The sequence below is a fragment of the Streptomyces sp. NPDC042336 genome (assembly GCF_055581985.1).
Window position 1 is genome coordinate 417,055 of record NZ_JBVJEA010000001.1, and the last position, 26,713, is coordinate 443,767.

The 26,713-nt window shown below is 74.8% G+C and carries 22 protein-coding genes and 1 tRNA gene; 14 read left to right on the forward strand and 9 right to left on the reverse strand.

Annotated features, from left to right (window positions below; genetic code table 11):
- Positions 1 to 22: 22 nt before the first annotated feature.
- The 4 genes from ACZ6IM_RS02065 to ACZ6IM_RS02080 are packed head-to-tail and all read right to left on the reverse strand — an operon-like array spanning position 23 to position 6,271.
- On the reverse strand, positions 23 to 2,251 hold the full coding sequence (locus ACZ6IM_RS02065) for a lipid II flippase MurJ (protein WP_469553865.1): 2,229 nt from the start codon (positions 2,249 to 2,251) through the stop codon (positions 23 to 25).
- Positions 2,248 to 3,564: an O-antigen ligase family protein gene (locus ACZ6IM_RS02070; RefSeq protein WP_052838080.1), complete on the reverse strand. Its 1,317-nt coding sequence runs from the start codon at positions 3,562 to 3,564 to the stop codon at positions 2,248 to 2,250. Before ACZ6IM_RS02070 ends, ACZ6IM_RS02065 begins: the two co-directional genes overlap by 4 nt.
- Before the next feature lie 5 nt (positions 3,565 to 3,569).
- Positions 3,570 to 5,018: an exopolysaccharide biosynthesis polyprenyl glycosylphosphotransferase gene (locus tag ACZ6IM_RS02075; protein ID WP_469553867.1), complete on the reverse strand. Its 1,449-nt coding sequence runs from the start codon at positions 5,016 to 5,018 to the stop codon at positions 3,570 to 3,572.
- Positions 5,015 to 6,271, reverse strand: coding sequence for a glycosyltransferase (locus tag ACZ6IM_RS02080; RefSeq protein WP_469553869.1), 1,257 nt, complete (start codon positions 6,269 to 6,271; stop codon positions 5,015 to 5,017). Before ACZ6IM_RS02080 ends, ACZ6IM_RS02075 begins: the two co-directional genes overlap by 4 nt.
- A 277-nt stretch (positions 6,272 to 6,548) precedes the next feature.
- Here ACZ6IM_RS02080 and chpG point away from each other — a divergent pair, with 277 nt between their 5' ends.
- The 6 genes from chpG (at position 6,549) to ACZ6IM_RS02110 (ending at position 10,504) form a co-directional block, all read left to right on the forward strand.
- Entirely contained in the window at positions 6,549 to 6,788 is a 240-nt protein-coding gene (gene chpG / locus ACZ6IM_RS02085; RefSeq protein ID WP_030179666.1) for a chaplin ChpG, read from the forward strand.
- A gap of 277 nt (positions 6,789 to 7,065) precedes the next feature.
- Entirely contained in the window at positions 7,066 to 7,800 is a 735-nt protein-coding gene (locus tag ACZ6IM_RS02090) for a hypothetical protein (RefSeq protein ID WP_052838083.1), read from the forward strand.
- A gap of 191 nt (positions 7,801 to 7,991) precedes the next feature.
- Positions 7,992 to 8,294 (forward strand): hypothetical protein, encoded by a 303-nt coding sequence (locus tag ACZ6IM_RS02095; RefSeq protein WP_052838084.1) that lies wholly within the window; start codon positions 7,992 to 7,994, stop codon positions 8,292 to 8,294.
- Between the two features lie 86 nt (positions 8,295 to 8,380).
- Positions 8,381 to 8,896 carry a hypothetical protein gene (locus ACZ6IM_RS02100; RefSeq protein ID WP_052838085.1) on the forward strand — a complete coding sequence of 172 codons (516 nt, stop codon included), beginning with the start codon at positions 8,381 to 8,383 and terminating at the stop codon, positions 8,894 to 8,896.
- A 119-nt stretch (positions 8,897 to 9,015) separates the two neighbouring features.
- Positions 9,016 to 9,654, forward strand: a complete 639-nt coding sequence (locus tag ACZ6IM_RS02105; protein ID WP_052838086.1) for a tyrosinase family oxidase copper chaperone — start codon at positions 9,016 to 9,018, stop codon at positions 9,652 to 9,654.
- Positions 9,638 to 10,504, forward strand: coding sequence for a tyrosinase family protein (locus ACZ6IM_RS02110; protein WP_052838087.1), 867 nt, complete (start codon positions 9,638 to 9,640; stop codon positions 10,502 to 10,504). Before ACZ6IM_RS02105 ends, ACZ6IM_RS02110 begins: the two co-directional genes overlap by 17 nt.
- A gap of 113 nt (positions 10,505 to 10,617) precedes the next feature.
- Here ACZ6IM_RS02110 and chpF read toward each other — a convergent pair whose 3' ends face one another.
- Entirely contained in the window at positions 10,618 to 10,890 is a 273-nt protein-coding gene (gene chpF, locus ACZ6IM_RS02115) for a chaplin ChpF (protein WP_052838088.1), read from the reverse strand.
- A gap of 373 nt (positions 10,891 to 11,263) precedes the next feature.
- Between chpF and ACZ6IM_RS02120 the strand changes: the two genes are divergently transcribed.
- Positions 11,264 to 11,842: a DUF2087 domain-containing protein gene (locus ACZ6IM_RS02120; RefSeq protein WP_052838289.1), complete on the forward strand. Its 579-nt coding sequence runs from the start codon at positions 11,264 to 11,266 to the stop codon at positions 11,840 to 11,842.
- A gap of 6 nt (positions 11,843 to 11,848) precedes the next feature.
- Here the strand turns inward: ACZ6IM_RS02120 and ACZ6IM_RS02125 are convergent, their stop codons facing one another.
- Together ACZ6IM_RS02125 and ACZ6IM_RS02130 are read right to left on the reverse strand one after the other, a co-directional pair.
- Entirely contained in the window at positions 11,849 to 12,826 is a 978-nt protein-coding gene (locus ACZ6IM_RS02125; protein WP_052838089.1) for a D-2-hydroxyacid dehydrogenase family protein, read from the reverse strand.
- A 197-nt stretch (positions 12,827 to 13,023) separates the two neighbouring features.
- A tRNA-Arg gene (locus ACZ6IM_RS02130) sits at positions 13,024 to 13,096 on the reverse strand.
- Between the two features lie 330 nt (positions 13,097 to 13,426).
- On the opposite strand from ACZ6IM_RS02130, the gene ACZ6IM_RS02135 reads away from it, so the two are divergent.
- From ACZ6IM_RS02135 to ACZ6IM_RS02165, 7 genes are all read left to right on the forward strand, one after another.
- The gene (locus tag ACZ6IM_RS02135; RefSeq protein WP_052838090.1) at positions 13,427 to 15,034 is read left to right on the forward strand and encodes a dynamin family protein; all 1,608 of its coding nucleotides are present in this window, start codon (positions 13,427 to 13,429) and stop codon (positions 15,032 to 15,034) included.
- 3 nt (positions 15,035 to 15,037) lie between these two features.
- Positions 15,038 to 17,464, forward strand: coding sequence for a YfjP family GTPase (locus ACZ6IM_RS02140; protein WP_469553873.1), 2,427 nt, complete (start codon positions 15,038 to 15,040; stop codon positions 17,462 to 17,464).
- Between the two features lie 181 nt (positions 17,465 to 17,645).
- Positions 17,646 to 18,161, forward strand: a complete 516-nt coding sequence (locus ACZ6IM_RS02145; RefSeq protein WP_052838290.1) for a single-stranded DNA-binding protein — start codon at positions 17,646 to 17,648, stop codon at positions 18,159 to 18,161.
- A gap of 271 nt (positions 18,162 to 18,432) precedes the next feature.
- A complete protein-coding gene (locus tag ACZ6IM_RS02150) occupies positions 18,433 to 19,851 on the forward strand; it encodes a Cys-Gln thioester bond-forming surface protein (protein ID WP_052838092.1) in 1,419 nt (472 codons plus the stop codon).
- Positions 19,852 to 20,130: 279 nt separating this feature from the next.
- The gene (gene ettA / locus ACZ6IM_RS02155; protein ID WP_052838093.1) at positions 20,131 to 21,795 is read left to right on the forward strand and encodes an energy-dependent translational throttle protein EttA; all 1,665 of its coding nucleotides are present in this window, start codon (positions 20,131 to 20,133) and stop codon (positions 21,793 to 21,795) included.
- A gap of 2 nt (positions 21,796 to 21,797) precedes the next feature.
- Complete coding sequence (locus tag ACZ6IM_RS02160) at positions 21,798 to 22,208, forward strand: acyl-CoA thioesterase (protein WP_052838094.1); 411 nt, start codon at positions 21,798 to 21,800, stop codon at positions 22,206 to 22,208.
- Positions 22,205 to 22,906, forward strand: a complete 702-nt coding sequence (locus tag ACZ6IM_RS02165) for a DUF8185 domain-containing protein (protein WP_052838095.1) — start codon at positions 22,205 to 22,207, stop codon at positions 22,904 to 22,906. Before ACZ6IM_RS02160 ends, ACZ6IM_RS02165 begins: the two co-directional genes overlap by 4 nt.
- 18 nt (positions 22,907 to 22,924) lie before the next feature.
- Here ACZ6IM_RS02165 and ACZ6IM_RS02170 read toward each other — a convergent pair whose 3' ends face one another.
- Together ACZ6IM_RS02170 and ACZ6IM_RS02175 are read right to left on the reverse strand one after the other, a co-directional pair.
- Positions 22,925 to 23,884, reverse strand: coding sequence for an ABC transporter ATP-binding protein (locus tag ACZ6IM_RS02170; protein WP_052838096.1), 960 nt, complete (start codon positions 23,882 to 23,884; stop codon positions 22,925 to 22,927).
- Between the two features lie 52 nt (positions 23,885 to 23,936).
- A complete protein-coding gene (locus tag ACZ6IM_RS02175; RefSeq protein ID WP_052838097.1) occupies positions 23,937 to 26,669 on the reverse strand; it encodes an ABC transporter permease in 2,733 nt (910 codons plus the stop codon).
- Between the last annotated feature and the right edge of the window lie 44 nt (positions 26,670 to 26,713).

Genomic DNA, 26,713 nt, shown 5'->3' on the forward strand with positions numbered 1-26,713 from the left:
GGGGACGGGGCCGGGGCGGGGGTCAGCGATGGTGGTGGCGGAAGGGGAACCGGTAGCGGGAACGGCCATGAGGGAGCCTTCGTGTGACGGGGTGGGGGAAACGTACGGAGCGGACCGACCCCAGAGCGGGACCGAGACCCTGGACGCCCAGGGCGAGGCCCAGGACGACGAAGACGCCGCCGACGGTCGCGGCGCCGGCGGCCAGCGAGAGACCGGCCCGCGTGACGTCGGCCGCCGGGCCCCCGGAGCCGGTGACCCGGTCCGCGGCCAGCGCGCCCGCGCCGGTCGCCACGACCGCGGCCAGCAGCGGCCGGCCCAGGTCGGCCAGGACCCGCCGGACCCGCACCGGCACGCTGCGCGGGCCCATCCCGGCGAGCAGCAGGGCGGCGGTGACGGTGATGCCGGCGGCGTTGGCGGCGGCGATGCCGGACACGCCCCACGGGCCGACCGCGCGGACGCCCACGACGCCGGTGACGACGACGCCAACGGCCATCGCGCCGAACGGGTACCAGGAGGCGTGGCCCGCCGAGAAGTAGGAGCGGGCCAGCGCGCCCACCACCGTCTGGCCGAGCAGCCCCAGCGCGTACACGCGCATGACGTCCGCGGTCGCCGCCGTGTCGGCCGCCGTGAACGCGCCGCGCTGGAAGAGCAGATGGACGATCTGCGGCGCGCAGGCGACGACGGTGGCCGCGCCGACGAGCACCAGACCGGCGGCCAGCGCCACGTCCCGCTCGACCCGGTCGCGGGCCCGCTCCGTGTCGCCGTCGGCCAGCGCGCGGGCCACCACCGGGAAGGTGACCGTGCACAGCATCAGCGACAGCGTCATCGGGATCTGGGCGACCTTCTGCGCGTAGTTGAGGTGCGAGATGGCCCCGGAGGGGAGCCCGGAGGCCAGGAAGCGCTCGATGAGGACCTGGGACTGACGGCACAGGGCGAACAGCAGCACGGTCCCGAACAGAGCGAGGGCGAGGGGACGCGCACCGTCCACGACGCCCGACGGGCGTGCGCTGTCCGTGGTGCCCGACGGGTGTGCGTTGTCCGTGGTGGCTGATGGGCGGGTGCTGTGCGTGGTGGCCGATGGGTGTGCGCTGTGCGTGGTGGCTGATGGGTGTGCGCTGTGCGTGGTGGCCGATGGGTGTGCGCTGTGCGTGGTGGCTGATGGGCGGGTGCTGTGCGTGGTGGCCGACGGGTGTGCGCTGTGCGTGGTGGCTGATGGGCGGGTGCTGTGCGTGGTGGCCGACGGGTGTGCGTTGTCCGTGGTGGCTGATGGGCGTGCGCTGTGCGTGATGGCTGGAGGGGGTTCTCCGGCCGCGGCGCCCACTGCGCCCGCGCCGTCCGTGGTGACCGGCGGGTGCTCCGCGTCCGTGATGCGCGGCCGCGGGTGCTCCGCGTCCGTGGTGCGGGGCGCGCACTCGTCGCCGTCCCGGCGTCGCATCTGGCCCAGCAGCGACGGCAACTGGGCCGCCACCATCAGAACCCCGCCCACCGCGACACCGGCCGCCGCCGAGCGCACCCCCCAGCGCCCGCCGAGCACGAACATCGCCGTGATGATGCCGGTGTTGTAGGCGACGTAGATCGCCGCCGGTGCGGGGAACCGGCGGTGCGCCCGCAGCGCGGCGCTGCAGTACCCGGCGAGCCCGAAGCTGACGACGCAGGTGGCGGTGAGCCTCGTGCAGTCCACGGCGAGGGCGTGGTCGGCCAGCCCCGGCGCCAGGGCCCGCACCAGCACCGGCGCGGCGGCGGCGACCAGCGCACCGGCCGCGGCGAAGGCCAGGGCCAGCCGGGGCAGGGTCGAGGCGACCAGCGCGCGGACCGGGTCACCGGGGGCGCCCCGCGCGCGGCGGGCCAGCGCCAGGCTGAACATCGGGACCAGCGCGAAGGCCAGCCCGTCCTCGATCAGCAGCGTCGCCGCGAACTCGGGCACCGTCCACGCCACCAGGAAGGCGTCCGTCTCGCTCCCGGCCCCGAACAGCCGGGCCAGCGCCTGGTCCCGGGCCAGCCCGAGCACCGACCCGGCCACCGAGAACACGGCCGTGACGAAGGCGGCGCGGGCGAGGAAACGCCCCGAGGAGCGGCTCTCCACGCCGGGTGCGGTCTCCGCCTGCGGGGCCTCGGTCCGGGGGCCCGCGTGCCGCGTGGAGGCCGCGGTATCGGGAGCCCGCGCGGGTGCCCAGGCCGGTGGGGAGTCGGCCGGGCCCGCACCGTGGGGTGCGCCCGCTTCGCCCGTCGTGTGCGGCGAGGCCGTGGTCACCGCTCCGGCACCTCCCGCGCGGCGGAACCCAGCGCCCACCAGGCCGCGAGCCCCAGGCACACCGCCGTCAGCACGGTCGACGGGCCGCCGATGTCGGCGTACGCGAAGTCGGTCAGCTGCCACACGAGCAGCCCGCAGGCGACGAACGCGCAGTCCGGCACCGAGCCCCGGTCCCGCCGCACGGCGATCAGCCCGCGCAGGCCCAGCACGAGCAGCGCCAGCCAGCTCCCGGCCAGCGCCACCAGCCCGATCAGCCCCTGCTCGGCCAGCACCAGCAGGTACATGTTGTGCGGGGACAGCAGCGGCTGCCTGCGGTACCCGGCGCCCGCGCCGTCGGTCTCGCTGCCCGAGGACAGCGCCAACGAGGCGTGCGCGTCCCGGTGTTCGGGAAAGCCCTTCAGCCCCACCCCGGTCAGCGGCCGCTCCCGCCACATCCCGGCCGCCGCCGCCCACATCGTGTAACGGTCGGTCACCGACTGGTCGGGGGCGTCGGTGACCTCCGTGATGCTGCCGACCCGCTCCTGGAGCATCGCCGTACCGACCCCGAAGCCGCCCACCAGCACCACCGCCGCCGCGACCACGGCCGCGCCCACCGCCAGCGCCCTGCGCGCCCCCGCGAGCAGCAGCTGCACCGCGCACGTCACCGCCGTCGCGATCCACGCCCCGCGGCTGAACGACAGGGCGAGCGGCAGCAGCAGGGCGAGCGCGCACCCGGCGGCGAGCAGCCGCTGCCGCACCGGTGTCCGGCCCAGCGCCAGCCCCACCGCGCAGACCAGCCCCAGGGAGACCACGGTCGCCATCCCCATCACGTCCTGCGGCCCGAAGGTGCCCACCGCCCGGATCCGCTCGCCCTGGTAGGAGGCGCCGGTCCCGGTCACGTACTGGTGCGCCCCGACCGCCCCCTGCCACAGGGCCAGCCCCACCATCGACCAGGTGAGCAGCCGTACGTCGCCCCGGTCGCGGACGAGCAGCAGTACGGCCGCCGGGACCAGGACGAAGACCTGGAGGTAGCGGCCGAGTCCGGCCGGCCCCGCCCCGGGCGACAGCGCGCCCGCGGCGGCGACGGCCAGGCCCAGCACGGGCAGACCGAGCACCACGGCCGCCGTACGGGACAGCGGGCGCCGCCGGTCCCGCACCAGCCGCAGCGCGCAGTACAGCACGGCCAGCGCCGAGACCGCGTCGGCCGGGTGCGCGCCGCCCCCGTCGTCCGGGGCGAGGGGCAGCGCGAGCAGCGCGACGACGGCGACCACGGCCAGCACGGGCGGCGGCCGCCGTACGCGCGCCGTCGGCCGCAAGGGCAGGGCGTGGGCCACCTGGGTCAGCTCCCCGTGGGGCGCACGAGCGCGGCGGCCGTGCGCAGCAGGATGCACACGTCCCGCCACAGCGACCAGTCGTCGATGTAGGCGTTGTCGAAGCGGGCCCGGTCCTCGATGGACGTGTCCCCGCGCAACCCGTTGATCTGAGCCAGGCCGGTGATCCCGGCCGGCATCCGGTGGCGGGCCGCGTAGCCGGGGTGGGCCTGGCTGAACCGGGCCACGAAGTACGGGCGTTCGGGCCGCGGGCCGACCAGGCTCATGTCGCCCCGGAAGACGTTCCACAGCTGGAGCAGCTCGTCCAGCGAGGTGCGCCGCAGGAAGCGGCAGAACCACGGCATCCGGCGTTCGTCCGCCACGCTCCACCGGGTCGCCGACTCGTGCTCGTCCGCCGGTCGGTGGGTACGGAACTTCAGCAGCGTGAACGGCCTGCCGCCCTCCCCGACGCGCTCCTGCCGGAACAGCACGCCGGGACCGCCCACCACCCGCAGCACCGCGGCACAGGCCAGCAGCAGGGGGCTCAGCAGCAGCAACAGCGCCCCGGACACCGTCACGTCCAGGACCCGCTTGCCGGCGCCGCCCGGCCGCCGCGCCGCCGGTTCCAGACGCCGGCAGGAGAACCCGGCGATCCGGTCCCCGCCCGGGCGGGCGGGAGCGTCGGCGTACGCGGGGGCCTCGGCGTCCAGCTCCCACACCGCGCAGCCCGACTCGGCCGGCGCCCGCAGCAGCGCCGCCTGCCCGGGCCGTGCCGAGGGGGCCACGGCCAGGACGTCCCGTACGCCGTTCTGCACGACCGCCCGCCGCACCTCCTCGCCCGTGGACAGCACAGGCAGGCCCGCGGTGCCACCCGGGTCGTCGGTGACGATCCCGACCGGGCGCATCCCGCAGCGCGGGTGGCGCAGCAGCGCCGAGGCCACGCGCTGCGCGGTGGCGGCGGGGCCGACGACGAGGACGGCGCGGGGGTGGTCCAGCAGCGCCGTACGGCGTCTGCGGTGCACGGCACCCCGCCCGGCGCAGCCCGTCACCGTGTGCAGCAGGAAACCGGCGCACAGGGTGCCCACGGACAGCGCGTGCGGCGGGGCGTACGCCGCGACGAGCGCCGCGAGCGCCAGCCACACCACCGCGGTCCGGCCGCACAGGGCGGGCAGGTCGTCCAGCGCGCCGGTCGTCCAACGGGCCGGGCGCGGCCGGGGACGCAGCAGCAGCGAGGCGGCCACCAGCAGGACCGCGAGCAGTGGTTGGTGCGGGGCGCCGGTGAGGACCAGCGAGCCCGGCAGGGCCGCCGTGCCGTCCGCGAGGAGCAGCGGCAGCGGTGAGTCCGGCCGTGGGGCGGGGCGCCGGGCGGGCTGCCGCGGGCCCGCGGTGCCGTCGCGCCGCGGCAGCACCGCGACGGGGGAGGAGCCGAGGTCGCGCGACTGGCCGGCGGGGGAGGGAACGGTGCTTTCCGCGGTCACGGGTGGGTGGACTCCCTGCACTCGATGGGCACGACGGCCGACCGCCCCGCGGCCGCGGGCCGGTCGCCGATGTCGCCGATGCGGTCGGCGACGCCGTCGCCGGTGTCCGCCGCGGTCGTGGGCCGTACGCCGGCCAGGAGGTCGCCGTACAGGCCCGCGACCGCCGCGGCCGTGTGCCGTACGTCGTGCGCGGACCGGACGTGTGCCCGCGCCCGGCGGCCGAGCGAGGCGCGCAGCGGCGCGTCGAGCAGGAGCGCGGCGGTGGCGTCGGCCAGCGCCGCGGGATCCTCGGGCGGCACCAGGCAGTGCGGTACGAGAGCGGGCGACAGACCCTCGCGGGCGCCGTCCACGTCGGTCACCACGACGGGCCGCCCGCAGGCCATCGCCTCCAGCGGGGCCAGCGCCATGCCCTCCCAGCGCGACGGCAGGACGACCAGGTCGGCGGCCCGGTACCAGGCGGCGGCGTCGGCGACGGCCCCGGTGAACAGCACGGACGCGGGGGCCCGTGCGGCCAGCCGGGCGCGGTCCGGGCCGTCGCCGACGAGGACCAGCCGGGCGCCCGGCACCCGCGCGAGGACCGGTTCCCAGGCGCTCAGCAGGACGTCCTGCCCCTTCTGCCGGCACAGCCGCCCCACGCAGACCACCAGCGGGGTGCGGGAGCCGACGCCGTGCCGCTGCCGCACACCGGCCACGTCGCCGGGGGCGTCGGCGGACACGCGGGTGACGTCGACGCCGTTCGGGATCACCGCCCAGGGCCCGCGCAGCCCGACCCGCACCCCCCGCAGCCGTTCGGCCTCGCTCACGCACACCGTCCGCGCCGTCCACCGCGCCGACCACCGCTCCCAGCCCAGTGCGAGGCGCGCGGCGGCCCCACCGACCGCCTCGAACGACCAGGCGTGCGGCTGGAACACGGTCGGGACCCGGCCCCGCACGGCGAGCCGCCCGGCCAGGCCGGCCTTGGCGCTGTGCGCGTGCACCAGGTCGGGCCGTACGTCCTCGACCACGCGGACGAGCCGCCGTACCTCCGGCACCAGCGACGGGCCCGGCGAGCGGGTCGCCGGCCAGTGCCGTACGTCGGCGCCGAGCGCACGCAGCCGGTCGGCGAGGTCCCCGCCGGGGCAGGCGACCGCGACGCGCAGTCCGGAGGCGAGCTGAGCCCGCGTCAGATCCGTCACCACCCGGGCGACCCCGCCGTCCACCGGTTGGGTGAGGTGCAGAACCCGTGGCCGTAAGCCGGTCGGTGGCAGGTGCATGCGCGTTTCCTCGCTCACGGAGAATGCTCGGGACGGGCGGGAACGCGCCCGGCCGCGGGGCGCCGGCCGCGACGCGGCATACGGGTGCGTCGAATGGTGTGGGACTCTAGCTGCTATCCGTACTAATACGGCGAAACCGGGTAACTGTGTTGGATTTGTGAACGCCGGTCCTTCGCGAGATCACCCCTTTGGCGGCACAACTCGCGCCCGTGCCACGCGTTGACACTGCGCCGGGCAGCCGCCCGGATGTGTGTACAACCCCAAGGAGCACTTCTCCATGTCGCGTATCGCGAAGGGCCTGGCCCTGACCTCCGTCGCCGCCGCCGCGGTGGCGGGCACCGCCGGTGTCGCCGCCGCCGACAGCGGCGCGCAGGCCGCCGCCGCCCACTCCCCGGGCGTCCTGTCCGGCAACGTGGTGCAGGTCCCGGTCCACATCCCGGTCAACGTCTGTGGCAACACCATCGACATCATCGGCCTGCTGAACCCGGCGTTCGGCAACGAGTGCGAGAACGACTGACGTCGGCTCACCACTTGCCGCACCGGCCGTCCGCACCGCGGTTCCTCCGCGAGCGGGCGGCCGGTTCGCGTTGCCGCGCGGACGGCGGTGTGCTGCCCCGAATGGGGGGACCCGGCCGCGACACGGCGCACGGACCTTGACAGGGCGTCTCACCAGGTAAGACGCGGCCCGCGAGCAGGGTGGCCGGGGCGCACGGAGTGGGCGCCTGCGTTGCAGAGCGCCGAGGGCGATTCCACGGTGGGCACAACATCCGACGCACCACCGAAAGGAACCCCCCATGCGTCTGCCCGCACGGCGAATCGCCACCTCCGCTCTCTGCGCCGGCCTGCTGATCGGCCTCTCCGGCCCGGCGGTGATGGCGGCCGACGGCGACTCGGTCCGGGAACGCACCCACACGGCGTCCCGCGCCCCCCTCCCCGACGCCGAGGAACTGCAGAGCCAGGTCGGCAGCCTGGCCGGCCTGGGCGGGGTGCTCACGCCCGTCACCGACATGCTCAGCGCCGTCCTCAAGGCCGACAACGGCCGGCTCTCCGCCACGGACGCCGACAAGCTCTCCGCCGCCGTCAAGGACGCCCTCGCCAAGGCGGAGGCGGCGGACACGGACGCCGGCGACGCGGCGACCACCCCCGGCACGAGCACCCCGGCCCAGCCGCCGGCCGCGACCACGCCGGAGGCCGGCACCGACACCCCGGTCACCCTCCCCGCGCCTGTCACGGCGCAGAGCGACGACGGCACGGTGGCGGCGTCCGACCTGTCCGCGGCCGCGAACGCCGCCCTGCAGAAGCAGGTCGACGCCCTGGTCAAGGCCACCACCTCCGGCACCGCCGAGCAGGTGAGCCCGGCCGTCAAGGACCTGATGACCGGCGTCGTGAACGTCGTCGCCGCCACGCTGGTCGGCAACGGGCTGCCCGCCGCGGACCTGGCAGGGCTGCCCGGCGTAGCCACCACGCCGGAAGCCACCACGCCGGATGCCGCGGCGCCGGATGCCGCCGCGCCCGCGGACCCGTCCTGACGCCGAGCAGGCCACCGGGCCGTCGCGCCTCCCCTCCCGGAGGTGCGGCGGCCCTTTCGGTGTCCGGAGATCTCATATGTCTTCCGGTGTCTTCCGGACGGCGGAGTTTCCGGGTCCGGCGCAGGTCGTTAGGGAGGGCGTCAGCAACACCTCCGGTGACACGGATCGCCGGGAGAAAGGAAAGGAACACGATGAAGTCCCTCAAGGCCGCCGCCGTCGTCGCCGGTTCCCTGGTCGCCGCCGGCTCCGCCGTGCCGGCGTTCGCCTACGACGCCTCCGACGCCGCCGCGCTCACGCCCACCAGCCTCAACGGCGCCGTGAACGCGCTGACCGCCGAGCCCATCGACGTCATGCCGATCAAGCACCAGTCGGAAGCGCGGTCCGACGCGCTGGACACCGAGAACAAGGACTCCGTGCTGCACACCGTGAAGGGTGCGACCACGAAGCTGAACTCCGCGAGCGGCCTGCTGGGCGGCCTCCCGCTCGGCGGCTGAGCCACCCCGCTCCCCGCCGTACCGAAGCCGTACCCCCGCCCTCCCGAAGCCGTACCCCCGCCTTCTCGAAAGGGACCGTGCCTGTCATGAAGCCGACCACCAGACGAACCCTGGCCGCCGTCGTCACCGGTGTGGCCGCCGCCGTGGGCGTGGCCGCGACCCCCGCCGCCGCGGCACACGCGGTTCCCGTGCCGGTGCCGCTGGGCGGCGCGGAGACGGCGCTCGGCATGGAGCTGCCCGAGGTGGCCGGCGAGCTGCCCGTGCCGACGGCGGGCGCGCCGGAGGGGCCGCAGTACGTCGAGGGACGGCTGCTGCCGGAGCGGACGCTGCCGCAGCTGCCGGTGCGCGGCGGGCTGCCCGGCGCCGACGTGCGCCAGCCGCTGCCGCACGTCCTCGGCGACGAGTTCGACCACGCCGGCGTCGACGCCCCCGCCGCCGAGGTGCGCACCCTGGCGCCGGGGCTGTCCCTGGACGCCCCGCTCACCGCGCCGAACCCCGAGACCCTCGGCCTGCCCGCGCCCAAGCTTCCGGAGGTCGGCGTGCTCGCCCCGGTGGTCCAGACGGTCCCGGTGGCCGACCTGGGTGTCGGACCGGGGCTGTAACCCTCCGGCGACCTCGCCCGGCCGAGCGGCCGTGCTCCGACTGGCCCTGCGCGCGGTGACCGCGGGGCCCGCCGCTCGGTTAGCGGTGCGGACCAACGGAACCTGACGAGGAGTGAGCCATGGTCGGCAACGCGGGCACGACAGCGAACGAAGCGCCGGGGAGCGGCGCGGAGCGGAAGCGGGAACACGCGGCGGACGATTCGGCGAGAGGCGGGCCGGGGTCCGGCGCCCCCGGCACCCGGCGGCAGGTGATGCGGGGGCTGCTCGCCCCCGCCCTCGCCGTCGGCCTGGCGCCCCTGATCGCCGCCTCGCGCCCCTCCCGGGCGGCGGAGGCCGCCGAGACCGCCGAGGGCGCACAGGCCGCCCTCGCCGGACCGCGCCCCGCCCACCCCGGACCGCGCCCCGCCCACCCCGGACCGCGCCCCGCCCACCCCGGGCCGCACGCCGCCGAGCCCGTCGAGGGAGCCGCCTTCGACGAGACCTACCGCGGCCGGCGCATCCGGGGCATCCGCTCCGCCGCGGGCCGGGCCGTGGGCGCCGGCACCTGGCAGGTCACCGTGGACGGCCGCCCGCTGCACCTGATGCGCCGGGCCGACGGCAGCTGGCTGAGCATGGTCGACCACTACCGCTCGTACCCCACGCCGCTCGAAGCGGCCCGCGGCGCCGTCGACGAACTCGGCCCCGGCGAGCACCTGCGCGACACACCGTCCACCGGTCACGGCCGGCACTCCGGGGGGCGGCATGGCGTACACGCGTAAGGACGTCAGCACGCTGACCCGCACCGAGAAGCGACGGTTCGTCAACGCGCTGCTGGAGATCAAACGACGCGGCGAGTACGACGAGTTCGTGCGCACCCACATCGAGTACTACGTCTCCGACGGCGAGGACGGACTGCGTACGGCGCACATGGCCCCGTCCTTCCTGCCCTGGCACCGCCGGTTCGTGCTGGACCTGGAGGAGGCGCTCCGCCGGGTCGACTCGTCGGTCACCGTGCCGTACTGGGACTGGACGAAGGACCGCAGCGCCAAGTCGACGCCCTGGACCGCGGACCTCCTGGGCGGCACCGGGCGGCGTTCCGACCACCGGGTCACCACCGGTCCGTTCGCCCACGCCGGGGGCAAGTGGACCATCAAGGTGAATGTCACCGACACGGAGTACCTCACCCGGGACCTCGGACGCGCCGGCGACCCCCTCGCCCTGCCCTCGAAGAGCGACCTGGAGTGGGCGCTGGACGACCCGACGTACGACACCTCGCCCTACGACTCCACGGTCCGCAAGGGGTTCCGGAACAAGCTGGAGGGGTGGGGGTCCGGCCGGGGCAGCGTCTCCTGGCGCAACCACAACCGCGTGCACCGCTGGGTCGGCGGGGCCATGGTCGGCGGCGCCTCCGTCAACGACCCGGTGTTCTGGCTGCACCACGCCTTCGTCGACCTCCAGTGGTCGCGCTGGCAGGCCCGTCACCGCGGCGCCCGCTACCTGCCCGCCGAGCCGCCCGGCCGGGGCAGCGCGCAGCGCGGGCGGATCGTCGCACGGCACGAGCGGCTGCCGCCGTGGGACGTGACGCCGGACGAGCTGGAGGACGTCGGCCGGATCTACCGGTACGCCTGAGCCGACCGCCCGGCGTCCGGCGCCGGGACCGTCGGTCCCCGGGGCCGTCGGTCCCCGGACACGGGAGGAGCCCCGGCTGGGAAGGCCGGGGCTCCTCGGGTGCCTTTGCGGACTCAGCCGCCGTAGCCGCCGCTCTTGTCGTCGTCGTCGCCGTTTTCGCAGCTGTTGCCGAATGCCGGGTTCAGCAGGCCGATGACGTCGATGGTGTTGCCGCAGACGTTGACCGGCACGTGCACGGGGACCTGGACGACGTTGCCGGACAGGACACCGGGCGAGCCGACGGCCGCGCCCTCCGCGCCCGCGTCCGCCATGGCCATGCCGGTGCCGCTGAGCACTACGGCACCGGCGCCGAGGGCGATGCCGGCGGCCTTCGCGATGCGAGACATCACGTTCTCCTTCTGACTCGGGGAGCACGGCGGCAGGACGCGCCACCGCACTGCCGGTTCAACGCACTCGGTCGCAGCGAGTCACGGGGGGAATGTACGGATCACCCTTTTTGAGCGGGCGGGATACGGCGGATGGCGGCCCGCGGAAAACCGTTCCCGTGCGCGCCGGTGTGTCCACTAGCCTCCCGGCATGCCGAATGACCGATCCGACTCGTCCGCCGAGGATTCCGAGTCTTTCCAGCCGTCTCAGTTGCCCCAGCCGTCTCAGTCGTCGCCTCAGCGGTCTCCGTCGCCTCAGCGGTCTCCGTCGCCCCAGTCGGGCCGGTGGCCTCAGCGGGCTCAGCCGTCCCGGTCGGCTGCGGAGGGTTCGCCACTGCCGTCCGCGCTCGCCGCGCTGCCCGCCCTCTTCGCCGAGGAGAGCCGGGTCCGGGCCTTCGCGGCCGTGGCGCTGGGCGCGGGCGACGCCGCGCAGGTGGCCCGGGCGGCCGGCCTCTCCGCGAAGGAGACGTCCGGCGCGCTGCGCCGACTGCGGGAGCAGGGCGTGGTGGCCTCCGGGGAGGACGGCGGACTCGTCGTCGTCCACGACCGCTTCAGGGAGCTGGCCCGCGCCGGCCGCCCGGCGTCGCAGGCGTCCGAGGACCCCGCCGCGGCGGACGACGACGGCCGGGCCGGCATGATCGTGCGGACCTTCGTCAGGAACGGCCGGCTGGTCCGCCTCCCCGCGCGCTGGACGCGCAAGAAGGTGGTGCTGCGGCACATCGCCGAGCAGACCTTCGCACCCGGTGTGGAGTACCCGGAGCGCACCGTCGACGAGAAGCTGCGCGCCTGGTGCGAGGACGGCGAGGTCGACCATGTGACGCTCCGGCGCCACCTGGTGGACTTCGGCCACCTGCGCCGGAGCGAGGGCATCTACGCGCGCCCGGCGGACGCCGCCCGGACGGGCACCGCCTGAGCCTCTCTACGCCGGGGCGGGAGGCACGGGCAGCCGCCGTACGGGGGAGCCCGCGAGGTAGGCCGCGATCGCCTCGACGGCCTGGCCGTAGTACGTGGCGTAGTTGGCGTGCGAGACGTAGCCCAGGTGGGGGGTCGCGAGCAGGCGCGGAGCGGTGCGCATCGGGTGACCGGCGGGCAGCGGCTCGGTGTCGAAGACGTCCACGCCCGCGCCGGCGATGCGGCCCCCGTGCAGCGCGGCGAGCAGCGCCTCCTGGTCGACGATCGCCGCGCGCGAGGTGTTGACCAGGTAGGCGGTCGGCTTGAGCAGGGCCAGTTCGGCGGGGCCCAGCAGGCCGCGGGTGCGCTCGCCCAGCGCCAGGTGGACGGAGACGAAGTCGGCGCTCCGCAACAGCTCCTCCTTGGAGGGGGCCAGTTCGACGCCGACCTCGTCGGTGCGCTCCCGGGTGAGGTTCTGGCTCCAGGCGCTCACCCGCATGCCGAAGGCCAGGCCGACCCGGGCCACCCGGCCGCCGATCCTCCCCAGGCCCAGCAGTCCGAGCCGGCGGCCGTGCAGGTCGGCGCCCACCGTCTGCTGCCAGGGCCCGCCCTCGCGCAGTCCGTTGCCCTCCTGGACGATGCCGCGGGCCAGAGAGAGCAGCAGGGCCCAGGTCAGCTCGACGGGCGGGGTCGAGGAGGAGGCCGTACCGCAGACGGTGACGCCGTGCGCCTCGGCGGCGGCGTAGTCGATCACGCTGTTGCGCATGCCGGACGCGACGATCAGCTTCAGCCGGGGGAGCCGGGCGAGCAACGAGCCCGGGAACGGCACGCGTTCGCGCAGGGTGACCACGATGTCGGCGTCCGCGAGGGCCGCGGCGAGGGTGTCCTCGTCCGGGAAGTGGGTGTCGTGGGACACGACGTCCACGGAGTCCGCGACCGGCGACCAGTCGGCCATCTCGGTGGCCACCCGCTGATAGTCGTCGAGCACGGCGCAGCGCAGTCGCACGGTGGGGGTCCCTCTCGCCGAACGGGCAGTGGCGGCCGCCGAGTCTACCGAGGCGGGCGGGACGCCGGTGGGCGAGCGGTGCGGGTGGCGGGCGGGACGCCGGTGGGCGAGCGGGGCTCCGGTGATCGACGCCCGCGCCGAAGGGACCGGTGGTGCCCGCGCCGGAGAAGGGGCCCTCCCGGAGGGAGGGAGTCCGGCGCCCCCGGCAGGACTCGAACCTGCGGCCAAGCGCTTAGAAGGCGCCTGCTCTATCCACTGAGCTACGGGGGCCAGATGTGGTGGCCTCGGTCGTGGTGCCCGGGTGTGGGCCGGTCCGTGACCTCGCCGGGGACAAGGATAGGGCTCCCGGCTCCATGTCCCGGATGCTTCCCCTCCGTGGCTCGATGTGGAGGTTCGGTGAAGCGATCCCGATAATCGCAGGCAGTTACGAATCGTGCATCGCTTTTGGTGCCTCGCGCATCGGGTGTTGTCCACTCGTTATGCCTGGACTGTCCTCGCGTCCCAGTAGTCCCTTCCGTCCGGAGTGTCCGGTCAGGGCGCAGACATGCTCATCATGCTCATATGCTTCAGAATTCCCTCAAAATTGGGCATTCTTCACATGTGGTGACCTTGGACGTACGGCCTCAGCTGCTCGACGCACTCTCCGCCCTGCGCGACCGTGTCGCGGCCGCACGCTTCCCGCTGCCTCTCGCGGGGGCTCCACGCGCGCGTGCCAACCGCGACGAACTGCTCGCGCAGCTCGACGACTACCTGATGCCCCGCCTGAAGGAGCCGGAGGCGCCCTTGCTGGCCGTGGTGGGCGGGTCCACCGGTGCCGGGAAGTCGACCCTGGTGAACTCCCTGGTGGGACGCCGGGTCAGCGAGGCGGGTGTGCTGCGGCCCACGACCCGCACGCCGGTCCTGGTGTGCCACCCGGAGGACCACCACTGGTTCAGCGGCATGCGGGTGCTGCCCGACCTCACGCGCGTGTGGGTGCCCCACCGGGACCCGGACGACGATCTGCTGCTGCCCGGCGAGAACCCCGCGCGCGTACTCCGGGTCGAGACCGCCGACACCCTGCCGCCCGGCATCGCCCTCCTGGACGCGCCCGACGTCGACTCCCTCGTCGCCGACAACCGGGTCCTGGCGGCCGAGCTGATCTGCGCCGCCGACATCTGGGTGATGGTCACCACGGCCGCGCGGTACGCCGACGCGGTGCCCTGGCACCTGCTGCGCACCGCCAAGGAGTACGACGCCACCCTGGTCACCGTGCTCGACCGGGTGCCCCACCAGGTGGTGTCCGAGGTGTCGCGGCAGTACGGGGCGCTGCTCACCAAGGCCGGACTCGGCGACGTCCCCCGCTTCACGGTCCCCGAGCTGCCCGAGTCGGCCTGGGGCGGCGGCCTGCTGCCGGCCAGCGCCGTGGCGCCGCTGCGCTCCTGGCTCGTCCACCGGGCGCAGGAACTCGAGGCCCGGCACCACGCCATGGCCCGCACGGCGCACGGCATCCTGGACTCGCTCAAGTCCCGGATGCCGGAGCTGGCCGGTGCCACCGCCGCCCAGTACGCCGCCGCCTTGCGGCTCACCGCCGCCGTCGACGGCGCCTACGACGGGGAGCTGGCGCGCGTACGGGGCCGGCTGCAGGCGGGCGCCGTGCTCGCCGGGGACGCGCTGAAGCGCTGGCGGGCCTTCCCCCTCGACTGCACTCCGGAAGAGCTCCTCGACTCGCTGGTGGAGAGCCTGACCGCCCTGCTGCTGTGCGCCGTCACGGCGGCCGACGAACGCGTCGACGAAGCATGGCGGCACGAACCGGCGGCGGACGCCCCCGAACTCGCGGAGCGCGCCCCCGCCCCGGAGAGCGCCGAGCATCGCATCGGGATGGCCGTACGGCGCTGGCGGCGCGAACTGGAGGAGTACGCCGAGGACGAGGTCCGCGAGCTGGACCGGAACCTGGCACCGGACCCCGGGGTGGTGGCCGGACTGGTCGCCACCGTGCTGCTGGGCGGGCGGCGCGCGCGCGTCGCCGGGGAGCGGCTCGCCGAGCGGATCGGCGCCCACGGCGCGCTGCGGCTGCGCGACCGGGGCGGGCGGCTGCTCGAAGAACACGTCGACCGGGTCATGCACGTCGAGCGGGAGCGCAGGCTGGCGCCGCTCGACGGTCTCGAGGTGCACCCCGAGCCGCAGGCAGAGCTCATCGCCGCGCTGTCCGTACTGCAGAAGGAGAGGTGACCGGTGACCGCCGTCACTGACCAGGACCCCACCGAGCACACCGAGCACACCGACCCCGCGCCGAAGGAGGCGGAACGCGCGGACCGGGCGGCCGACACACCGGACTCCCGGGACGACCGCGACGACCGGGGCCGGCGGACTGCTGCCGGGGAGGGGCGGGACCGCCGGGAGGGGGACGACCGGGACCGCACGGACGGCCAGAGCGGGCGGGGCTCCCGCGAGCGGCGAGACGGCCGGGACGGGCAGGACGACCGGGACCACTGGGACGATCAGGAACCGCGCGACGGCCAGAGCCGGCGGGGCGACCGGAGGCAGCGAGACGGCTGGGACCAGCGGGGCCGGCCGGACGAGCGGGATCAGCGGGACCGACAGGTCCGGCAGGATCGCCGGGACGGGCAGGACGGCCGGAGTCACCGGGACGGTCAGGGCGGGCAGGACGGCCGGGGCCGGGAGGACACCGCCGGGCAGGCCGCGGCCCGCGAGCGCGCCGCCCGTGAGCGTGCCCCGCGTGAGGACGCGGAGGGCGAGGCGGGCGAGGCCGAGGACGCGGGGCGCGGGAGGCGTCGGCGGGAACGCGGGAGCGACCGCTCGGGCGGCTCTCACGCGCGCGTGGAGGACGGGGCCATCGGGGCGCATCCCCGCGCGGACCGTACCGAGGGCTCGACCGGCGGTGCGGGAGGTTCGGGCGGTGCGGGCGGTTCCGGGGACGGGGAGGCCGCCTGGGGCGACGGACTGATCGCACGGCGGGTGGACGAGAACGCCCCGGCCGAGCAGTTCGCCGTCCTGCCGAGCAGGCCCGCCGCCTCCTCGGCGGCCCTGATGCCGCTCGCCTACGACGGGAACCTCAGGTCGCGCCTGGACGCGCTGCGCGAACTGGTGGGACTCTCCCGGACCCGGCTCGACAGCGGCACCCTGGCCGAGGCGGGCCGGGTGCTGGACGAGGCCGCCGCGCGGCGCAGGCTCTCCGGACAGCACACCGTCGTCGCCATCGCCGGTGCGACCGGCAGCGGCAAGTCCCAGCTGTTCAACACCCTCGCCGGGGTGACGATCTCCGAGACCGGCGTCCGCCGGCCGACCACCGCCTCGCCCATCGCGTGCAGTTGGAGTGACGGCGCCGCCAGCCTCCTCGACCGACTCGGCATCCCGGGCCGGCTGCGCCGACGTCCGCTCCAGCACCCGGACTCCGAGTCGCCGCTGCGCGGGCTGGTCCTGATCGACCTGCCCGACCACGACTCGGCGGCCGTGCAGCACCGCGAGCAGGTGGACCGCATCCTGGCGCTGGTCGACGCCGTCATCTGGGTCGTCGACCCGGAGAAGTACGCCGACGCCCTGATCCACGAGCGCTATCTGCGGCCGATGGCGGGCCACGCCGAGGTCACCTTCGTCGTCCTCAACCAGGTCGACCGGCTGCCCGGGGAGGCCGCCGAGCAGGTCCTCGACGATCTGCGGCGCCTGCTCGACGAGGACGGCATCGCGCTGGGGGAGTACGGCGAACCGGGGGCGACCGTGCTCGCCCTGTCCGCGCTCACCGGCGAGGGCGTCGGCGAACTGCGCGAGACGCTCGGCCAGTTCGTCGCCGAACGGCAGGCCCCGGCCCGCCGGATCGCGGCCGATGTGGACGCCGCCGCCCGGCAGCTGCGCCCCGTGTACGTCACGGGGCGGCGCACCGGGCTCAGCGAGGAGGCGCGGGACGAGTTCGCGGACCGGCTGGCCGACGCGGTGGGCGCCACCGCGGCGGGCGAGGCCGCCGAACGCGCCTGGCTGCGCAACGCCAACCGCGCGTGCGGGACTCCCTGGCTGCGGCTGTGGCGCTGGTACCACGACCGGCGCGATCCCGTCACGGGACGGCTGTCCGCCCGCGCCCAGGCGGACGAGGAGATCACGGCCCGTCAGCGCGTCGAACAGGCGGTGCGTACGGTCTCGGACCGGGCGTCGGCCGGGCTGCCGGCGCCGTGGGCCCTGGCCATGCGCGAGGCGGCCGTCCGCGGCGCCCAGGGGCTGCCCGAGGCCCTCGACGAGCTGGCGGTGCGCGCGGGCCTGCCCCCGGGACGCCCGCCCCGGCCCGGATGGTGGCCGGTGGCCGTCCTCGCCCAGGCGACCATGACCCTGCTCCAGGTGGTGGGCGGCCTGTGGCTGCTGGGCCAGATCATCGGCGTCGTGCCGCCGAACCTGGGGGTGCCCGTGCTGCTGATGCTGGCCGGCATCGTCGGCGGCCCCCTCATCGAGTGGAGCTGCCGTCTGGCGGCCCGCGGACCCGCCAGACGCTACGGCCACGAGGCGGAGCGCCTGTTGCGGGAAGCGGCCGCGGGGTGCGGCCGGGCCAGGGTGCTGGACCCGCTGGCGGCGGAACTGCTGCGGTACCGCGAGGTGCGCGAACAGTACGCGCGGGTCACGGGGGCGGGGCTGGGGGTCGGAGCGGCGACGAGGTAGCGGCGCCCGTCCACGGCTGCCACCCGCGCGGGTGGCGGAGTTCTCCACAGGCGCTGGGCCGGTCCACAGCCCTCAGCGGACCGGCCCGGCCGCGGGCAATCTGGCCTTCACGGCGATCGCGACGGACGCGGTCGCCCCGGCCGCCGTACGGGACACGCCCGTGCGGGAGGGAGGACTCGCGATGAACGAGACGATGATCTGCGCGGTGGGGAACGTGGCCACCCAGCCGGTCTTCCGGGAACTGGCGAACGGACCGTCGCTGCGCTTCCGGCTCGCGGTCACCGCGCGCTACTGGGACCGCGAGAAGAGTGCCTGGACGGACGGACACACCAACTTCTTCACGGTGTGGGCCAACCGGCAGCTCGCCGCCAACGCCTCGGGGTCACTGGCGGTGGGCGACCCCGTCGTCGTGCAGGGCAGGCTGAAGGTGCGCACCGATGTGCGCGAGGGGCAGAGCCGGACCTCGGCCGACGTCGACGCGGTGGCGATCGGCCACGATCTGGCCCGCGGCACGGCGGCGTTCCGGCGCACCGGCAGGGCGGAGGCCTCGGCCTCCCCGCCCCAGCCGGAACCCAACTGGGAGGTCGCGTCCGGGGGACGGTCCGGGGAACCGGCAGGGGAAGCCACGGGGGAGCCGGCTGGGCAGGCGGCCGGTCAAGTCCCCGAACAGCGGCCGGAGCCCGTCCCGGTGGGATGACACAGAGGCCGGCCGGCCCCGCCGAAACCGCCCGAAGTGCGGCTTGTCCCCGCTTGCGTCCGGTGCGAGGGCGGGTGGATTTGTCGATAAGTCCTGCTCGAAGAGGCTCTCGGCGATAACGATTCCGATTCGGATCACCGCGCGGGCGACGATCACCGGCAAGCCCGGTCCGCCACGTCCTTAGGATGCCGAACGAGCCTTGTGTGGCTGCTGATTCTGCTGGTGGGACCGTTCCCCCCACGCCAACGGGTCCTGCTCGAAGGGGAATTTGGTGTTTTCTTCGCTCGCTGCGCCGTCTCTGCCCGGTCGAGGGGCGGCACGTCTCGCCGCCGGGGCGCTGGCGTCCGCGCTCGCCGTCGCCGGTGTGGTGACCGGTGCGGCACCGGCCGCCGCCGCCCAGGACGGCGCGCGGGACGGAGTGCGGGGACAGGGCGGGGCGACGGCCACGATAGGCGGCCTGAAGGCGCACGGCACCGCGGTCATCCACGGGGAGGACGGCGACCAGCAGGTGTCGGCCGGCCTGTTCGAGATGTCCGTCGAGGGCGGCGGCATGCTGCAGACGTACTGCGTCGACATCCAGAACCCGACGCAGAAGGACGCGAAGTACCAGGAGACTCCCTGGAGCGGCACGTCGCTGGGCACCAACAAGGACGCAGGCCGCATCCGCTGGATCCTGGGGAACTCCTACCCGCAGGTCAACGACCTGGCCGCGCTCGCGAAGAAGGCGGGCGTGCGGGGCGGGCTCACCGAGGAGGACGCGGCGGCCGGTACCCAGGTCGCCATCTGGCGGTACTCGGACGACACGGACGTCGAGGCCGTCGACCCGCAGGCCGAGCGGCTCGCCGACTACCTGGAGAAGAACGCCCGCGACCTGGCCGAGCCCGCGGCCTCCCTCGCCCTCGACCCGCCGGCCGTCTCGGGCCGCCCCGGTGAGCGGCTCGGCCCGGTGACGGTCCACACCAACGCGGGCGGCGTGACGGTGACGCCCCCGGTGGACGCCGCCGCCAAGGACGCCGTACGGATCGTCGACAAGAAGGGCGAGCCCGTCACCGACGTCACCGACGGTACCCAGATCTTCTTCGACGTTCCCGAGGACGCGGAGGCCGGCACCGCCCGGCTGTCCGTCCAGGCGTCGACGACCGTGCCGGTCGGCCGCGCCTTCGCCTCCGAGAGCCGCAGCCAGACGCAGATCCTGGCCGGTTCCAGCGAGTCGACGGTCGCGGCGACGGCGACCGCCACCTGGGCCGCCGAGGGCGCGGTACCCGCCCTGTCCGCCGAGAAGAACTGCGCCGAGGGCACCCTCGACATCACCGCGCTCAACAAGGGCGACGAGCCCTTCACCTTCGAACTGCTGGACGCCGAGTACACCATCGCGCCGGGCGAGACCCGGACGGTACCGGTCCCGCTGCCGGAGGACCGCGCCTACGACTTCACGATCCGGGGCCCGGCCGGCTTCGAACAGCGTTTCAGCGGCGTCCTCGACTGCCGCACCCAGAGCGCCACCCTGTCCGACACCACCCACACCCTCAGCGAACCGGCCCCCGCCACGGTCGTCACCCCCTCCGCCGGCCCCAACCTCGCCGAAACCGGCAGCTCCGACGCGACCCCTCTGATCGGCGGCGCGGCCATCGGCCTCGTGGTCATGGGCGGCGCGGTCCTGCTGTTCGTCCGCCGAAGGAACGAGCAGTGACGGCGAGCACGGTGAAGTCGGCGCCGGTGAGACCCTCCGCCGGATCGACGCCGTGGAACAGATACGGACCGGGCTGCGTTGGCCTCCTCCATCCACGTCGTCGCCCAGATGAGGTCACAGCCCAACGCCATGAGGCGCGCCCCACGGCGGCACGGTAGCGCGGCGTACGAAACCCCAGGTCACAGGCCCCGCCCGGAACGCGTTTCCTCCCAGGGGTGGCGGTGCGGCAAGATGGGGTGTATCTGCCCACTGCCTGATCAAGCTGCCGGACGGTTTCTCTTGGCTGAGTACATTTACACCATGCGCAAGGCGCGCAAGGCGCACGGCGACAAGGTGATCCTTGATGACGTCACCCTGAGCTTCCTGCCCGGCGCGAAGATCGGTGTGGTCGGACCGAACGGTGCCGGTAAGTCGACCGTTCTGAAGATCATGGCGGGGTTGGAGCAGCCGTCGAACGGGGACGCCTTCCTGTCTCCCGGTTACACCGTCGGCATCCTGCTCCAGGAGCCCCCGCTCAACGAGGAGAAGACCGTCCTGGAGAACGTCCAGGAGGGTGTCGCCGAGGTCAAGGGCAAGCTCGACCGGTTCAACGAGATCGCCGAGCAGATGGCGACCGACTACTCGGACGCGCTGCTGGAGGAGATGGGCAAGCTCCAGGAGGAGCTGGACCACGCCAACGCCTGGGACCTCGACGCCCAGCTGGAGCAGGCCATGGACGCGCTGGGCTGCCCGCCCGGCGACTGGCCCGTGGTCAACCTGTCCGGTGGTGAGAAGCGGCGTGTGGCGCTGTGCAAGCTGCTGCTGGAGGCCCCCGACCTGCTGCTGCTCGACGAGCCCACCAACCACCTCGACGCCGAGTCGGTGAACTGGCTGGAGCAGCACCTCGCCAAGTACGAGGGCACCGTCGTGGCCGTCACCCACGACCGGTACTTCCTGGACAACGTCGCCGGCTGGATCTGCGAGGTCGACCGCGGCCGCCTGCACGGCTACGAGGGCAACTACTCCAAGTACCTGGAGACCAAGGCCACCCGCCTCAAGGTCGAGGGCCAGAAGGACGCCAAGCGGCAGAAGCGCCTCAAGGACGAGCTGGAGTGGGTGCGCTCCAACGCCAAGGGACGCCAGGCCAAGTCCAAGGCCCGCCTCGCGCGGTACGAGGAGATGGCCGCCGAGGCCGACAAGATGCGGAAGCTGGACTTCGAGGAGATCCAGATCCCGCCGGGCCCGCGCCTCGGCAACGTCGTCGTCGAGGTGAACAACCTCAGCAAGGCCTTCGGGGAGAAGGTCCTCATCGACGACCTCTCCTTCACGCTGCCGCGCAACGGCATCGTCGGGGTCATCGGGCCCAACGGCGCCGGCAAGACCACCCTGTTCAAGATGATCCAGGGCCTCGAGGAGCCGGACTCCGGCGAGATCAAGGTCGGCGACACGGTCAAGATCTCCTACGTCGACCAGAGCCGCGAGCACATCGACCCGAAGAAGACGCTGTGGGCCGTCGTCTCCGACGAGCTGGACTACATCAACGTCGGACAGGTCGAGATGCCCTCCCGCGCCTACGTGTCCGCCTTCGGGTTCAAGGGGCCGGACCAGCAGAAGGCGGCCGGCGTCCTCTCCGGCGGTGAGCGCAACCGCCTGAACCTCGCGCTCACCCTCAAGCAGGGCGGCAACCTGCTGCTCCTCGACGAGCCGACCAACGACCTCGACGTCGAGACGCTCTCCAGCCTGGAGAACGCGCTGCTCGAGTTCCCCGGGTGCGCCGTGGTCGTCTCCCACGACCGGTGGTTCCTGGACCGGGTCGCCACCCACATCCTCGCCTACGAGGGTGAGTCCAAGTGGTTCTGGTTCGAGGGCAACTTCGAGTCGTACGAGAAGAACAAGGTCGAGCGGCTCGGCGCCGACGCCGCCCGCCCGCACCGCGCCACCTACAAGAAGCTGACCCGGGGCTGATCTTGCGGCACATCTACCGCTGCCCACTGCGCTGGGCGGACATGGACGCGTACGGCCACGTCAACAACGTGGTCTTCCTCCGCTACCTGGAGGAGGCCCGTATCGACTTCCTGTTCCGCCCGGAGAAGGACTTCAAGCAGGGGTCCGTGGTGGCACGCCATGAGATCGACTACAAGCGGCAGCTCGTCCACCGGCACCACCCGGTCGACATCGAGCTGTGGGTAACGGAGATCAGGGCCGCCTCCTTCACCCTCACCTACGAGGTCAAGGACGGGGACGAGATCTACGTCCGCGCCTCCACGGTGATCGTGCCGTTCGACTTCGAGGCGCAGCGGCCCCGGCGGCTCACCGCCGAGGAGCGGGAGTTCCTCCGGGAGTACACCGACGCCAAGGAGGAGGCCGTCGCCGCATGACGGTGCTCCACCTCGCCGACGAAGGGGAGGCCGCGGATCTCGCGGCCTTCCTCTCCCGGCTGCTCCACTACGACCGTTCCGCCGCGGTACGCCTCCAGGCGGCCGGCACCGCCCTGGCCGTCTTCGGGCGGCCGCCCTCCTTCGAGGTGCTGGCCGTGCGCGCGGTACGGCTGGCCAAGCCGTACGAGAACGGGCTCGACGCCACTCTCGACGTGACCGTCTCCGCCGGTGAGCTGCTGGAGACCGTGGACGAGCGGACGGCCACCTCCGGCGTGCCGGACACGGTGACCGGGCCGCCCTGGGCCGGGGTGCTGCCCCCGCGCGGGGGCTGGCGGACCGAGGTGGGACTGCCCGCTCCGGACGCGCTGCGCGCGCTGGTCGCCGCCGCGGTGGCGGAGTTCCGCACGCGGACGGGCGAGCTGGCCCCCGAGGCCCGTACGCGGGCCGAGCTGGACCGGGTCGGGCGGGAGATCTGGTCCCGGAGCGTCGGGGACACCGGGCTGCCGGTGCGGGCCGTGCACGCGGCCCAGTCGCTCGGGTTCCTGCGGCCGCGCGGAGCACCGGCCTCCGGTTCCGGTTCCGGCGAGGACGCGCCGAAGCTGCTGTCCTCCGGTGCGTGGCTGCGGCTGCGCACGCCCTTCGGGTCCGTCGCGCTGCGGCGGGCGGGGACCGGAGCCCTGGGCATCAGCGTGCGCTGAGGCCGTCCGGGCCGCCGCTCAGTGCTGTGGCTCGCTGTCGTCCGGCCGTACGGCGATGTGGTCCGACTCCAGTTCCAGGGCGACGCGGTCGCGCATGCCGAGGGCCGCGGTGTAGTCGGCGGGCAGCTGGAGCCGGCCGGCCCGGTCCAGCATGGCGTACTCGCGGGCCACCACCGTCTCGTGGCCGGTCTCCGCGTCCACCTCGCTGCGGCGCAGCACCTCCGTGGAGGTGCGGCCGTCGCGGATGGCGACGGTGCGGCGGACCTCACCGGCCACCGCCTGGTCGTGGGTCACGATGACGACCGTGGTGCCCAACTGCTCGTTCGCCGTACGGAACGCGGCGAAGATCTGTTCCGCGGTGTGGGAGTCCAGCTCGCCCGTCGGCTCGTCCGCGAGCAGCACGGACGGGTCGCTCGCGAGGGCCACGGCGATGGCGACCCGCTGCTGCTGCCCGCCGGACAGCTCCCGTGGGCGCCGGTCGCGGCAGTCCGCGACGCCCATCAGGTCCAGGAGTTCCAGCGCGCGCTCGGTGCGTGCCGCCCGGCGTCCGCCGGTGCCGGCCAGCTGCATGGGCAGCGCCACGTTCTGCGCGGCCGTCAGGTACGGCATCAGGTTCCGGGACGTCTGCTGCCACACGAAGCCGACCACCGTGCGGCGGTAGGCCAGGCGGTCCTTCGCCGTCATCGTGAGCAGGTCGCGCCCCGCGACCCGGGCCGCCCCGGCGGTCGGTGTGTCCAGACCGGCCAGGATGTTCATCAGCGTGGACTTGCCGCTGCCCGAGGCGCCGACCAGCGCCATCAGCTCGCCCTCCCGGACCAGCAGGTCGAGTCCCTGGAGGGCCTGCACCTCCACCCCGTCCGCGCTGAAGATCCGTACCAGGCGGTCGCAGGTGATCAGGGCGTCGTGGCCGTACGCGGGCCGGTCCCGGGACGCCGCGACGCGGTCGGCCAGGTCCGCGAGGGTGGGGTCGGTCGTCATCGGGTCTCCTCCGTGTCTGCGTCCGCGGTCCGCCGCGTCGTCGGCCGGGCCTTCACCGGGCGTCACCCGCCCGGAGCTCCGCCACCGCTCCGCGCCGGCCCGACCACCATGCCTGGAGCGCCGCCACCCCCACCGTCAGGACCAGCACCGCCACCGCCGGGACGGCCAGCGACCAGGGGTCGGCGCTCAGTTCCGCGCGCCCCGCCGGGGACGTCGCTGCCGACACCGCGATGGTCGTCAGGTCGATGCCGGGGGAGAGGAGCCGGACGGCCGCCCAGCCGGTCAGGATGCCGCCCAGTGCCGCGGGCAGGGCCTGTGGGAGGGACTCCAGGACGAGCAGGCGGCGGCCCTGGGCGCGGGTGAGGCCCATGGTGCGCAGCCGGGCGAGGAGCGCGGCGCGTTCGGGCGCGGTGCCGGCCAGGGACAGCAGCAGGGCCAGGGCGGCGTAGCCGGCGGCGGCGGCCACGGCGGCCGTGTAGATGTGCTCCGCGCCGGACTGCAGCGGCGAGTCCACGTACCTGCCGCGCTCCTCGGACCGCAGCTCGACGGTGCCGGCGTCGTCCGCCGCCCGGTGCACCGCGCCCGCGTCCAGGTCGTCGCCGGTGAGCAGCAGGACGTTCGGCCGGACGGCCCCGGCCGGCAGCCCGGCCCGGTCCACGACGAGGAAGTCGTCGCCGGTCACGGCGGGGGTGTGGTCGCGGACCAGCACGATCCGCAGTGTGGCGACGCTGCCGTCGGCCACGCGCACCTGGAAGGTGTCGTTGCCGAACCGTTCGGCGACCGTCGGCGAGGCCAGCGCGGGCAGCACGGCGTCCTCGGAGCCGCCCTCGGCGCCGTCCGGCCGCGTCAGCTTCCCCGCGGGGAACGCGCCGAGGTCCGTCCGCCCGGCCAGCGCCGCGTAGTCGCCGGGGTCCACCGTCGCGAGCGGCAGCGACTGGCGGCCGTCGTTCGTCCTGGCCTGGTAGTCGAGGCCGACCTCGGTGACCTCCCGCACCCCGGGCGCCTTCCCGAGCCGGCCGGACAGCCCGGCGGGCAGCGCGGCCTCCGCCTCCACCCGGCCGTCGGCGCCGACGGAGAGCAGCGCCGCCCGGTCGCGCGCGTCGGCGACGCCGCTGAGGACCGAGCCGCCGAACGCCGCCACGGTGAACGCCGTCAGCAGCGCGAGCAGGGGCAGTACGGCGGAGGCGGAGCCGCGCCCGGCCCGGGCCAGCGCGAGCGGTCCGACGGCACCCCGCAGTCGCCGGGCCGGGCGGGCCAGCCCGCGCAGCGGCAGCGGATACAGCCGCACCAGCACCAGCGCGGCGATCACCCCGACCAGCACCGGAGCCATCGCCACCAGGTCACCGGCGCCGTTCGTAGCCCCGCGCCGGCGCAGCATCTCGACCGCGCCGAGGGCGAGGACCACGACGGTCAGTTCGGCGACCGTACGGCGCCGGGAGGCGCGCGGGGAGACCGCGTCCCGGCGGCCGTCGTGGACCCGTACGGCGTGGTGCGCGGCGGCGGCCCGCAGCGGCAGCGCCAGGCAGGCCACGGCGGTGACCGCGACGGCGGCCCAGAGCGCGGGGAGCAGCCGGCCGCCGGGCAGCGCGAGCAGGGCCACGGCGCATCCGAGGGCGCCCGCGGGCACCGCGACGACCGCCGTCTCGGCCAGCAGCCGGCCGATCAGGCCCCGTACGGAGGCGCCGCGGGCCCGCAGCAGGGCCAGTTCGGCGCGGCGCCGTTCGGTGGCCAGGCCGCCCGCCATCAGCAGGACGACCGCGGCGACCGTGCCCGCGCCCGAGGCGGCGACGACGATCAGCGGGCCGATGTCGCCGCGGAGTTCCTCGTACGTGGTGAAGGCCGAGTCGAGTCCGGTCGCGACGTCGGTGAGCGGGCTGATCGACGAGTGCAGCTTCTCCAGACCGGGACCGGACTCCAGGGAGGCCACGGCGGAGGCGAGTTCGTCGAGGTCGCGGCTGTGCAGGGCGTCCGGGTCCGGGGTCAGGTGCCAGTAGCGGACCGTGGGGGTCGTGCTCAGCAGCGCGGGGGCCGCCTCGGGGGCGAGCAGCAGGCCGCCGACCCAGTAGCTGGGGTTGGACGCTCCCATCGGTCCCGGCGTGCGCCGCAGGGAGGGGGTGCGCAGCAGGGAGTCGACGGACCAGTAGGGGCTGTCGGGTTCCTCGGGAGTGACGATGCCGGTGACGCGGACGGTGAGGCCCTGGCGGCCGGGCAGGTGGATGACCGAGCCCGCCTCGATGTGCAGGGTCCGGGCCGTCTCCTCGGTCACCGCGGCCTGCACCTCGGAGGTCGAGGCGGTCGCCTCCTTGCCGGGGACCTCGGGCAGCCGGCCGGAGCGCAGCCGGGTGTGGTCGGCGAGACCGTGCGGGGCGGCGAGGAGCATCTCCGCGGGGAGGCCGTCGGGCCGGGGCAGCCACTTGTCCGGCGAGGGCAGGGTCTCGGTGGTGCGGACGCCGTAGGAGGAGCGCTTCTCGTCGATGACGAGCGGACGCTCGACCGTGCCGAGGGCGGACTCGTAGAGGCTGGTGAGGCGTTCGGGCCGGACGCTGTCCTCCGCGTGGGCCACCTCTCCGTCGAGGTCGGGCCCGGCGGTCACCAGGATGCTGCTCTCGTCGACCGGGGCGTGCTCGACGGCCTGGCGCAGACCGGCGTCCGTGTACCGGTCCAGCGCCCGGGGGAACGCGGCGGCCAGACACGCGGTCAGCGCCACCAGCACCGCCAGCGCCACGGCGGCGCCGGGCGCGGCCCGCAGCCGGGTACGCACCCAGGGCGCGGTCACGGGGTTCACCGGCCGGTACCTCCCTGTCCTTCGGGGGTCGCCGTCGTGCGGGT

Coding starts and splice junctions, on each gene's coding strand:
- ACZ6IM_RS02145 (WP_052838290.1), top strand. CDS start 17,646: ATGAACGAGACGATGATCTGCGCGGTGGGGAACGTGGCCACCCAGCCG.
- ACZ6IM_RS02095 (WP_052838084.1), top strand. CDS start 7,992: ATGAAGTCCCTCAAGGCCGCCGCCGTCGTCGCCGGTTCCCTGGTCGCC.
- ACZ6IM_RS02170 (WP_052838096.1), bottom strand. CDS start 23,884: ATGACGACCGACCCCACCCTCGCGGACCTGGCCGACCGCGTCGCGGCG.
- chpF (WP_052838088.1), bottom strand. CDS start 10,890: ATGTCTCGCATCGCGAAGGCCGCCGGCATCGCCCTCGGCGCCGGTGCC.
- ACZ6IM_RS02080 (WP_469553869.1), bottom strand. CDS start 6,271: ATGCACCTGCCACCGACCGGCTTACGGCCACGGGTTCTGCACCTCACC.
- chpG (WP_030179666.1), top strand. CDS start 6,549: ATGTCGCGTATCGCGAAGGGCCTGGCCCTGACCTCCGTCGCCGCCGCC.
- ACZ6IM_RS02090 (WP_052838083.1), top strand. CDS start 7,066: ATGCGTCTGCCCGCACGGCGAATCGCCACCTCCGCTCTCTGCGCCGGC.
- ACZ6IM_RS02110 (WP_052838087.1), top strand. CDS start 9,638: ATGGCGTACACGCGTAAGGACGTCAGCACGCTGACCCGCACCGAGAAG.
- ACZ6IM_RS02105 (WP_052838086.1), top strand. CDS start 9,016: ATGGTCGGCAACGCGGGCACGACAGCGAACGAAGCGCCGGGGAGCGGC.
- ACZ6IM_RS02100 (WP_052838085.1), top strand. CDS start 8,381: ATGAAGCCGACCACCAGACGAACCCTGGCCGCCGTCGTCACCGGTGTG.
- ACZ6IM_RS02165 (WP_052838095.1), top strand. CDS start 22,205: ATGACGGTGCTCCACCTCGCCGACGAAGGGGAGGCCGCGGATCTCGCG.